The organism is uncultured Microbacterium sp. (assembly GCF_913776565.1).
Classification (GTDB): Bacteria; Actinomycetota; Actinomycetes; order Actinomycetales; family Microbacteriaceae; genus Microbacterium.
The window spans coordinates 1-10,206 of record NZ_CAJYPF010000124.1 but is presented as its reverse complement, the minus strand read 5'-3'; the positions used below and the strand labels follow the sequence as shown (position 1 = coordinate 10,206).

The following is a 10,206-nucleotide window of genomic DNA, read 5'->3' as shown; positions in this document are numbered from 1 at the left end:
CAGGCCGCGCAGCTGCCCGCCGGCGTCCGCGCGATCGCCGCGGCCAACCAGCAGCTCGCCGACGGCGCCACCGGCCTCGCCGGGGGAGCGCGCGAGGCGGCGAGCGGACTCGGCACGATCGCCGGTGGCATCGACGGCGTCGCCGGCGGCGGGACGCAGCTCGCCGACGGGGCGCGACAGTTCGGTACCGGCGCCCAGGCGCTCAGCTCGGGCGCCGCGCAGCTGGCATCCGGAGTCTCCCTGTCCGAGGATGGCGCGGCGCAGCTCGCCGACGGCGTGGGCCAGGTGGCCTCGGGCACCTCGTCTCTCGCCGACGGTCTCGACACCGCGGTGCAGCAGCTGCCCACCTACACCGACGCGCAGGCGACGAGCCTCGCCGACGTCGTGGCGGACCCCGTGTCGGCGACCGGCGTGAGCGACTCGCTCTTCGGCGTCGCGGCGGTGCCGCTGCTGGCCATGGCCGTGCTGTGGTTCGGCGGCCTGGCGTCCTTCGTGGCGTTCCAGGCCGTGTCGGCTCGCGCGCTGACGAGCCGCCGCCCCTCGGCGCTGGTCGCCCTGCGCGGCTTCGCCCCCGCGGCCCTCGTCGGCGCGGTGCAGGGCCTGCTGGTCGCCGCGGTCGTGCAGGTGGCATCCGACTACGACTGGGGCGACTGGGCGGTGTTCGCTCTCGTCTGCGTCGCCGCGGGCATCGCGTTCGCGGCCGTGCACCAGGCGCTCGTCGCCGTGTTCGGCGGAGCAGGACGCTGGGTCGCCGCGGTCGTCGGCGCCCTGGCGCTGGGAGCGAGCATCGTGTCGACCGTCCCGCCTGCCCTGGCCGCCGTCGCGTCGCTGCTTCCGACCGCGCCGGTGTACGACGCGATGCTCGGCGCCCTCTCGGCGGCCGGCGGCGTCGGGGCCGGTGTCGCCGGGGTCGTGGTCTGGGCGGTGCTGTCGCTCATCGCGACCACGCTGATCGTCGTGCGTCGCCGCACCACCACCGCGCGCGCCGCCGCCCAGCCCGCCTGACCCGCCGCGCGCCGGGCTGGAACGCGCCGCCGGGGCCCAGCGGGGGCGGTCGCGCCGCGCGTGCCCGTTCGGCGCGCGGGCACCGGTCCGGAGCGTCGCCGGCCTCTACGGACGCGAGGCCCCACCGGGCTGCGGCCCGATCGCGACGAGACAGGCGCGCACCGCGGCGTGTCGGCCTCTCGCCCCCCGTCCGATGCGGCCCGAACTCCTGAGATCCCGACGAGCGCACCACATCGACACGGCGCGTCGGCCTCTCGCGCGCGGTTTCTCCGGAGTTCGGTACGCCCTCGTCGCGCGCCCACGCGAAAGGCCCGCCCGGCGACTGCCGGACGGGCCCACGTCCCACGGGAAGGTGGTTACGTGGTCAGGCCGCTGTACGCGTGCAGACCCTTGAAGAAGACGTTCACGATCGTGAAGTTGAACAGCACCGCGGTGAAGCCGATGATCGACAGCCACGCCGAGCGGGTGCCGCGCCAGCCGCGGGTCGCGCGCGCGTGGATGTAGCCGGCGTAGAGCACCCAGATGACGAAGGTCCAGACCTCTTTGGTGTCGAAGCCCCAGAACCGGCCCCAGGCGTCGTTCGCCCAGATCGACCCGGCGATCAGCGTGAAGGTCCAGAAGATGAAGCCGACGATCGCGAAGCGGTAGGCCAGCGACTCGAGGGCTTCGGCGTTCGGGACGGTGCGCAGGAAGCCGCGCGAGGGTGCGGCATCCACCGGGGCCTCGGCGAGCTTTCGCTCGCGACGCGTCTGGATCAGCTGCACGACCGAAAGTCCGAAGGCGAGGGCGAACAGCGCGGTCGCCAGGCTCGCGACGAACACGTGCACGACGAGCCACACCGACTTGAGAGGATCGGCGAGGGGCACGACCTCGACGTGGAACGCCAGCGTCGCCCCACCCAGCAGCAGTACCGCCAGGCCCGTCATCAGCGCGCCGAGGAACCGCAGGTCGAATTTGGTCAGCACGGCGAGGTACACCGCGATGATCAGCAGCAGGCCGGTCAGGGCGAACTCGTACATGTTCGACCACGGCACGCGCTCCGCCGCGACCCCGCGCAGCACCGTCGCCACGAGGTGGAACACGAAGCCGAGCGCCGTGAGCACCGTCCCCAGGCGCGCCCAGAGGTAGCGGGGCTTGGCGGAGGGGGTGGATGCCGACGACCCCCCGCCCGCGGAGATCACTCCCCCGCCGCCGGCGGTCACGAGCTCGCGCGCGACGACCTCGTCCTTGGCCTTGAGCGCGAGGTCGGAGCGGCGGGCGAGGTCGATGGCGTAGGCGATGAACGCCAGCACGTAGATGGCGACCGCCGTCCACACCAGGAGGAGGGAGATCTCATCGAGGAGAAGCGGGTCGGTTCCGGGCATGGTCTCAGTCTACTTTTCCGGTGTCGGGGTGGCTCTGGGAGGAGGGGGGAAGCGTCGCGCCGTGCTTCTCGGCGAGCTGGTCGACGGCGGCGGCGAGGGTCGGGTCCTCGCCGCGGGCGAGGCCGGCGTATTCGATCAGCACGGCGCCATCACGCGGAGTCGCCTTGACCCACATGCGGCGACGCGGCACGAACAGCGCCGCGAGCAGCCCGAAGAGTGCGAGCAGGGCGAAGCCGAGCACCCAGGGACCCGCCAGGTCGCGGTGGATCGAGAGCGAGGCGAAACGCTTGACCGAGCCCTCGTAGCCGACGGCTCCGGCCGGGGCCTCGTTCTCGAAGGTGATGGTGCCGAGTCCGTTGGGCAGGTCCTCGGTCTGGCCGGGCATGAGCTGGATCGCCGGGGTGCCGCTGTCGCCGCCCGCGATCTGCGTCATGCCCGAGGGGTCCAGCGTGTACACGGAGCGCGGGGTGCCGTCGTCGATGCCCAGGTCGCCCTCGTACACGCGCAGCGTCAGGGTGGGGTACTCGAGGGCGCCGTACGTCGAGGTGAGCGCGCCCGTGTCGAGCACGTCCATCGTCGGGTAGAAGAACCCGAGCAGGCCGAGCTGCTGCGGCAGTCCGTCGGCGACCTTGATGACGCCGAGCGAGGTCATGTTGGCATCCTGGGGCAAGAAGGCGACCGAGTCGTGGAACACCTCGTTGCCCTGGGCGTCGCGGATCGTGACGGTGGGTGCGTAGCCGTTGCCGAGCAGGTAGACCCGGTCGCCCTGGACGTCGAGCGGGTGGTTGACGCGCACCTGGCCATCCTGGGGGTCGGCACCGGGCGCCTGGGTGGTGACGTGGGCGACGAAGTTGCCGGCCTGACCCGAACCGGGCTGACCCGGCGGCACGTAGGTCACGTCGAACTGGTCGAGGGTCATCGAGTAGGGCGTGAGGGTGTCGCCGTTGACGAAGCGTCCGGGGTTGAACGACGAGTAGTCCAGCAGGCTGTTGGCGAAGGCCTGACCCTCGACGAGGACCCGCTGACCCGTGTAGGTGAAGCCGCCGCCGACGCCGACGGCGATCAGCACGCCCACGAGGGCGCCGTGGAACAGCAGGTTGCCGGTCTCGCGCAGATAGCCGCGTTCGGCCGACACCGAGAACGTTCCCCGCCCGTCGTAGCGGGCGACCCGGTAGCCGCTCTTGCGCAGTTGCGCGGCCGCGGTCTCGACGGCGGCGGCAGCCGCGGCATCCGCGTCGCCCTCGACGGTGATCTCGCGCGAGCGGTGGTCGTCCAGCCGCGAGAGGCGCGCGGGCGTGCGCGGGGGCTGCGAGCGCAGCGCCTTCCAGTGGTGCTTGGTGCGCGGCAGCACGCACCCGATCAGCGAGATGAACAGCAGCAGGTAGATGGCCGAGAACCACGGCGAGGTGTAGACGTCGAACAGGCTGAGCTTGTCGAGCACCGGCGCCAGATCGGGGTTGTCGGTGAAGTACTGTGTGACGCCGTTGGGGTCGGCGCTGCGCTGGGGGACGAGCGAACCGGGAACGGCGGCGATCGCGAGCAGCAGCAGCAGCACCAGCGCCGTGCGCATGCTCGTGAGCTGTCGCCAGCCCCAGCGCAGCCAGCCCACGACCCCGAGCCGCGGCTGGGTGATGCCGTCGCCGGCGTCCGCGGCCCCGGACGGTGCGGAGTCGGCGTGGTCGGACGGGCGCAGGGGGTCGGTCACGGTGGTGCCTCGATCGGGACGGGAACGGTCAGAGCGGGAGCTGGACACTGCCGATCACCCCCTGCAGGACGGACATCCACTGCCCCCACAGGCCGGTGACCATCAGCAGGCCGAGCACGATGAGAAGGGCGCCGCCGATGAGGTTGACGACGCGGATGTGCCGGCGCACGAAGGCGACGGAGCGGGTCGCCCACCCCAGCCCCAGGGCGAGGAGCAGGAACGGGATGCCGAGCCCCAGCGAGTACGCGAGGCCCAGCAGGGCCGCGCGCCCGGGGTCCCCCAGGTTGTACGACACCGAGATGATCGCCGCGAGGGTGGGTCCGATGCACGGCGTCCAGCCGATGCCGAGCGCGACGCCCAGCAGGGGTGCCCCGATCAGCCCGAGGTTGCCTCGGGCCTGCAGGCGAACCGAGCGCTGGGCGACGCCGAACAACCCGATGAACACGAGACCGAGCAGGATGATGACCACGCCCATCACCCGCGTGATGAGGTCGGCGTAACGCAGGAAGAACATGCCGACCGTGCCGCCGAGCACGTTGACCGCCATGAAGACGGCGGTGAAGCCCGCGATGAACAGCAGCGTGCCCCAGAGCAGGCGTCCCCGACCCGGGGCGGATGCCGATCCCCCGCGCGGGGCGACGGCGCCGCCGATGTAGCCGAGGTATCCCGGCACGAGCGGCAGCACGCACGGCGAGAGGAACGAGATCAGCCCCGCCGCGAGGGCGATGGGCAGGGCGACCCACAGCGCCCCGTCGAAGACGAGAGCGCCGGGGTTCACGCGTTCTCCGCGACCAGCGTGCGCACGATGGCCTCGAGGATCGACGCCTCGGGCAGTTCGCCCACGATGCGGGCGGCGACGCGACCCTGCTTGTCGAGCACGAGGGTCGTGGGGGTGGCGTTCAGCGAGGTCGCCTGGCTGAAGGCGAGCTTGAGCGGCGCATCGTCGACGGCCATGGCGCTCGAGTACGACACCTCGTGGTCGCGGGCGAACGACAGCGCGGTGGCCGGCTGGTCGTAGGTGTTGATGCCGAGGAACGCCACGTCCTGGCCCTGGAAGGTCTGGTACGCCTGCTCGAGGCGAGGGGCCTCGATGATGCAGGGACCGCAGGTGGCGTACCAGAAGTTCACCACGAGCACCTTGCCCGCGAAGTCGGCGCTCGACACCGGCGAGCCGTTGTCGAGCGTGCCGGTGAACTGCACCGGTTCCGTGCGGTTCTCGGGCGCGATCTCGGCGGTCTGGAAGCCGTTCGCGGCGATGTAGCCCTTGTTGTCGCCGGCGCGGTACTGGTCGGCGAGCGGGTCCGCGCTGCAGGCGGCCAGGCCGGCGATCAGGGCGGCGGAGGCGGCGATCGCTCCCGCGGCGGTCAGGATTCGGCGCATCAGACGGCTCCTACATCGACGGCTCCGGCGGTGCTCGCCGGCTCGGCGTACGCCACTTCGACCCAGCGGGCCGAGCCGTCGGCGCCGTCTCGCCGTTCGAAGCTCGTCACGCTCGACAGCGCGCAGCGGCGCTTGCGGGGATCGTGGCGGGTGGGCTGGTGGGACAGGGCGAGGTGGGTCACCCAGATGGGCAGCTGGTGCGAGACGACCACCACGTCGCCCGAGGGCACGCGGTCCCAGGCGTCCTGCATCGCCGCGGTCACGCGGGCGACGATGTGCGCGTAGGGCTCGCCCCAGCTGGGCACGTCCGGCTTGACGAGGTGGCGCCAGTTGAGCGGGTTCGCGAGCGCCTGCTTCATGCGGCGCCCCTCGAAGACGTTGCTGGGCTCGATGACCCGGTCGTCGATGAACGGTTCGATGCCGAACAGCTCGACGAAGGGCTCGGCGGATTCGCGGGTGCGCTGCAGCGGTGACACGACGAGCGCCGACACGGACCGCTCGAGCGCCCGCACGTGCTCCGCCGCCTGGCGTGCCATGCGGCGTCCGTCGACGCTCAGGCCGAATCCGGGGAGCCGACCGTAGAGCACGCGACGGGGGTTGTGGACCTCTCCGTGGCGCACGAGATGAAGGCGGTCGGCGGGCACGATCCCAGTCTACGGGCGGGTTCTGTGGTCTGACTGAGTCCGGATGCCGGTTGCCTCGACGTGGAGATATCCCGCCGGGTCAGGCGTCTTTCCTCGCCGCGACGAGCGACCGGACGCGCGAGTACAGGAACCAGGCGACGCCGATGCCGACCGCGGCGATGACGACGTACTGCAGGATCGAGGCGTATTCCTCGACGATGTGCCAGTTCTCGCCGAGCAGGTAGCCCGACAGCACGAAGATCGTGTTCCAGACGAGGCTTCCGGCCCCGGTGAGCAGCCCGAAACGCCACAGCGGCATCTTCGAGACACCGGCGGGGATCGAGATGAGGCTGCGGAAGATCGGGATCATCCGCCCGAAGAAGACGGCCTTGCCCCCGTGCCGCTCGAACCACGCCACCGTCCGGTCGACGTCCTCGGGGTGCAGGAGCGGCATCTTCGCGGCGAACGCGCGCAGGCGATCGGCCCCGAGCCAGCGACCGAGACCGTAGAGCATGAACGCGCCGACGACGGATCCGATGGTCGTCCACAGCAGCGCCTCGAAGAGCGTGAACGATCCGCGACTGGCGGTGAGGCCGGCCATCGGCAAAACGACCTCACTGGGCAGCGGAGGGAAGAGATTCTCGAGGGCGATCGCGACGCCGGCGCCCACGGGGCCGATGACCTCCATCAGCGACACCGTCCAGTCGGCGAGCGAGGTCAGCCACGAGGAATCGCCTCCGCTCTCCGATGCCGAGCCGGCGCCGGAGCGGGGAAGAGTGAGGGTCATGTCGGTCATCGGGTGCCTTCGCGCTCGGTGATCGGCCGCCCGTCCGGGCGCCCACCTGACAGGCTACGGGCCGGTCACGCGGCATTCCTGGGGGTTGCCCCCGAGCGTCGTCCGCCCCGCGCCCCCGGCGGAAGGGCTCAGGATGCCGACACCCCGGCGCCCACGATGGCCGCCGAGACGAACCAGGCGGCGGCCATCACGACGATCGTCAGCAACGGCACCCAGAACGCGAGTCGGTGGCGGACGAGGCGGACGATCGTGACGACGAGGCCCAGGACGAACACGACCCACGGCGACACCACCGCGGCCCAGAAGCCCGTGTTCATGAGGGCGGCGTCGCAGCGGTCGGCTCCGCACGCGTCCGCGGCGAAGGCCAGCAGAACCCCCGCGTACGACCCGGCCAGCGCCAACAGCGGCAGCAGGACGAGCAGCACGATGGTCACCACGACGTCCCACGGACGCGACGTCTTCGCCCGCGGTTCGGGGCGCAACGTCCGGAACGACTGCGGCGGCAGCGGGAACGAGTCCGGGGGCGGGGGCGCGGTCACGTCCCCATCGTAGGTTCGCGCCCGGTTCCGGGCGCGTCGCGCACGTAGACTGGTCGATCGTGAGCGAACGCGTCCTGGTCAACCAGCTGAAATCCCTCCCCGCCGGCCCCGTCGAGGTGTCGGGTTGGGTCGAAACCGTCCGCGATCAGAAGAAGGTCCAGTTCGTCGTCCTGCGCGACGAGACCGGGGCCGTCCAGCTCGTGAACCCCGCGACGCGTCCGTCCGAAGAGACGGAGCAGGATGCCGCCGCCCTCGCTCTCACCGAGACGATCGGCGCCCTGGCCACCGGCACGTTCTTGACCGTGCGCGGTGAGCTCAAGCACGACGAGCGCGTCAAGCTCGGCGGTGTCGAGATCAAGGTGGGCGAGCTCCAGGTCGCCGCGGCGGCGAACCCCGAGACGCCCATCGCGGCCGACAGCAGCCCCGACAAGCGCATGGACTGGCGCTTCCTCGACCTGCGCCAGCGCCGCAACAACCTCATCTTCCGGGTGCAGACCACGCTCGAGCACGCCATGCGCTCGTACTGGGTGGAGCGCGACTACATCGAGATCCACTCCCCCAAGCTGATGGCATCCCCCTCGGAGTCCAACGCCGAGCTGTTCGAGGTTCCGTATTTCGAGGACAAGACGGCCTATCTCGCGCAGAGCCCGCAGTTCTTCAAGCAGATGGCTCAGGTCGCCGGCTTCGGCAAGATCTTCGAGATCGCCCCCGCCTTCCGCGCCGACCCCTCCTTCACCAGCCGGCACGCGACCGAGTTCACGTCGATCGACGCCGAGATCAGCTGGATCGACTCGCACGAGGACGTCGCCCGCATGCAGGAGGAGCTGCTGCACACGGCCTTCCAGGCGGTCGCCGACAAGCACGGCGCCGAGATCCAGGAGCTGTTCGGCGTCGAGGTCGAGGTGCCGGCCGTTCCGTTCCCGCGCATTCCGCTGGCCGAGGCGCGCGAGATCGTCGCCGGCCGTGGCTACGACATCCCCCGCACGGATGGCGACCTCGACCCCGAGGGCGAGCGGCAGATCGCGGCTCACGTGCGGGAGACGTTCGGTCACCCCTTCGTCTTCATCACCGATTACCACCCCGAGATCCGCGCGTTCTATCACATGCGCGACGAGGAGACCGGGCTCACCAAGTCCTACGACCTGCTCTTCAACGGTGTCGAGATCACGACGGGCGCACAGCGCGAGCACCGCGTCGACGTGCTGATCGAACAGGCGAAGGAGAAGGGGCTCGACCCCGAGCACCTCGACTTCTACCTCGACTTCTTCCGCTTCGGCGCACCTCCGCATGGCGGTTTCGGCATGGGCTTGGCGCGCGTGCTCATGCTCATGCTCGGTGAGTCGTCGATCCGCGAGGTCACCTACCTCTTCCGCGGTCCGACGCGTCTCGCGCCGTAAGCCGTCGTAAACATTCGGTCCAGCGACGCCCGGGGTTCACTCCCCGGGCGTTCGCATGTCATCGGCGGCATCCAAGGTGTGTGAATGGTCGCCATCGTCCCCGTGGATCCGTCGTCTGCCGCGGACGCCAGACGCCCGTCGGGGTGGACGATCTCCGTTCGGGCGGTCAGCCGCGATCGCGCGGGGACGGCGATTCTGCGCAACGTCGACCTCGAGGTCGGCGCGGGGCGCATCGTCGCCCTGGTCGGCCCGTCCGGGTGCGGGGCATCGACGCTGCTGCGGCTGGTGACGGGTGCCGAGCGCCCCGACACCGGAACGGTCGAGATCGAGGGGCGCACCGGCCCGGCGGCGCCGCGCGTCGCCGAGGTGCGTGATCGGGCGCCCGTCGCGCGGTTCGGGCGCGCACGTGCGGCGATCGCCGCGGCCTCACGCCATGCCGGGGTCATCGACCCCGACGGAGAGACCGAGCGCCTGTGTGCGCTGATGGCACTGGACGGCGCCGACCGCCACGTCCACCGTCTGTCGCACGGAGACCGTCAGCGGTGGGCGATCGCTCGGGTCCTCGCCACCAGACCGCGGGCCCTCGTGCTCGACGACGCCCTCGCCGCGCTGCACACCACGGCCCGCGCGCAGACGCGGGATGCTCTGGTGCGCGAACTGCGCGAGCGCGGGGTCACCACCCTGTGGGCGACGCGCGACACGGCCGAGGCTGCGGCGGTCGCCGACGAGCTGATCGTCATGGATGCCGGCCGCATCGTCGCCGCAGGATGCCCGGACGAGGTGTACGCCCGTGTCGCCGACGCCGCGGTGGCCGAGGTGCTCGGGCCGGTGAGCGCGGTGCCCGGCATCGTCGAGGGCACGGTCGTCGAGGTCTGGGGTCAGCACCTTTTGCTCGCGGAGTCCGCGCACGACGGCCATTGCGAGGTCGTGGTCCGCCCCGAGCAGGTCATGCTGGTGGCTCCGGACTCCCCCGGGACGGACGCCGTCGTCGAGGAGTCGACCTTCCTCGGGAGCGTCCGCCGCTCGACCGTGCGAACGGCGGACGGCTCGCGGGTCGTCGTCGAGCACGCCCCCGAACTCAAGCTCGAGGATCGCGCCACGGTGCGAATCGCGCTCGCCCCCGTTCCGGCGACGGTCCGGCCGATCGGCTGAGCCGCACCCCCGGCCCGGCGGCGTCGACGCGGATCAGAAGGGGTAGTCGACCGAGGAACGCTCCGAGACGGCGGTGCGGACGAACGCCGCGACCTCCTGATGCGCCGGGTGGACCTGATAGCGCTCCAGGGCGTCGACGTCGGCGAACTCGCTGACCAGGGCGACGTCCCAGTTGGACTGCGGGTTGGCGACGTTGCGACCGACCTCGATGTGCTGGATCTCGTCGATGACATCCTTCAGCGCCG

9 protein-coding genes and 2 pseudogenes are annotated in these 10,206 nt (G+C 71.3%); 3 read left to right on the top strand and 8 right to left on the bottom strand.

Annotation, left to right across the window (positions count from 1 at the left end; genetic code table 11):
• Window positions 1-1,005: pseudogene (locus QZ433_RS06665) on the top strand (hypothetical protein); the annotation flags it as partial.
• A 356-nt stretch (window positions 1,006-1,361) separates the two neighbouring features.
• Here the strand turns inward: QZ433_RS06665 and ccsB are convergent.
• The 7 genes and pseudogenes from ccsB to QZ433_RS06630 form a co-directional block, all read right to left on the bottom strand.
• Complete coding sequence (ccsB, locus tag QZ433_RS06660; RefSeq protein ID WP_295780984.1) at window positions 1,362-2,369, bottom strand: c-type cytochrome biogenesis protein CcsB; 1,008 nt, start codon at window positions 2,367-2,369, stop codon at window positions 1,362-1,364.
• A gap of 4 nt (window positions 2,370-2,373) precedes the next feature.
• The gene (locus QZ433_RS06655; RefSeq protein WP_295780983.1) at window positions 2,374-4,074 is read right to left on the bottom strand and encodes a cytochrome c biogenesis protein ResB; all 1,701 of its coding nucleotides are present in this window, start codon (window positions 4,072-4,074) and stop codon (window positions 2,374-2,376) included.
• Window positions 4,075-4,102: 28 nt separating this feature from the next.
• Entirely contained in the window at window positions 4,103-4,852 is a 750-nt protein-coding gene (locus tag QZ433_RS06650) for a cytochrome c biogenesis protein CcdA (RefSeq protein WP_295780980.1), read from the bottom strand.
• Window positions 4,849-5,454 (bottom strand): TlpA disulfide reductase family protein, encoded by a 606-nt coding sequence (locus QZ433_RS06645; protein WP_295780978.1) that lies wholly within the window; start codon window positions 5,452-5,454, stop codon window positions 4,849-4,851. The genes QZ433_RS06650 and QZ433_RS06645 overlap by 4 nt, the downstream gene beginning before the upstream one ends.
• Window positions 5,454-6,098, bottom strand: coding sequence for a histidine phosphatase family protein (locus tag QZ433_RS06640; RefSeq protein WP_295780976.1), 645 nt, complete (start codon window positions 6,096-6,098; stop codon window positions 5,454-5,456). The genes QZ433_RS06645 and QZ433_RS06640 overlap by 1 nt, the downstream gene beginning before the upstream one ends.
• 79 nt (window positions 6,099-6,177) lie before the next feature.
• Window positions 6,178-6,864: a DedA family protein gene (locus tag QZ433_RS06635; protein ID WP_295780986.1), complete on the bottom strand. Its 687-nt coding sequence runs from the start codon at window positions 6,862-6,864 to the stop codon at window positions 6,178-6,180.
• Between the two features lie 137 nt (window positions 6,865-7,001).
• Window positions 7,002-7,424 (bottom strand): annotated as a pseudogene (locus tag QZ433_RS06630) (DUF6264 family protein); the annotation flags it as partial.
• Window positions 7,425-7,471: 47 nt separating this feature from the next.
• Between QZ433_RS06630 and aspS the strand changes: the two are divergent.
• Window positions 7,472-8,809 carry an aspartate--tRNA(Asn) ligase gene (gene aspS / locus QZ433_RS06625; protein ID WP_295780974.1) on the top strand — a complete coding sequence of 446 codons (1,338 nt, stop codon included), beginning with the start codon at window positions 7,472-7,474 and terminating at the stop codon, window positions 8,807-8,809.
• Window positions 8,810-8,893: 84 nt separating this feature from the next.
• Window positions 8,894-9,961 carry an ABC transporter ATP-binding protein gene (locus tag QZ433_RS06620; protein ID WP_295780972.1) on the top strand — a complete coding sequence of 356 codons (1,068 nt, stop codon included), beginning with the start codon at window positions 8,894-8,896 and terminating at the stop codon, window positions 9,959-9,961.
• A gap of 33 nt (window positions 9,962-9,994) precedes the next feature.
• Here QZ433_RS06620 and QZ433_RS06615 read toward each other — a convergent pair.
• On the bottom strand, window positions 9,995-10,206 hold a 212-nt coding region (locus QZ433_RS06615; RefSeq protein WP_295780969.1), incomplete at its 5' end, for a Dabb family protein.

Excerpts from the sequence above, each read along its gene's own strand:
- QZ433_RS06620 (WP_295780972.1), top strand. The coding sequence starts at position 8,894 with ATGGTCGCCATCGTCCCCGTGGATCCGTCGTCTGCCGCGGACGCCAGA.
- QZ433_RS06635 (WP_295780986.1), bottom strand. The coding sequence starts at position 6,864 with ATGACCCTCACTCTTCCCCGCTCCGGCGCCGGCTCGGCATCGGAGAGC.
- QZ433_RS06645 (WP_295780978.1), bottom strand. The coding sequence starts at position 5,454 with ATGCGCCGAATCCTGACCGCCGCGGGAGCGATCGCCGCCTCCGCCGCC.
- ccsB (WP_295780984.1), bottom strand. The coding sequence starts at position 2,369 with ATGCCCGGAACCGACCCGCTTCTCCTCGATGAGATCTCCCTCCTCCTG.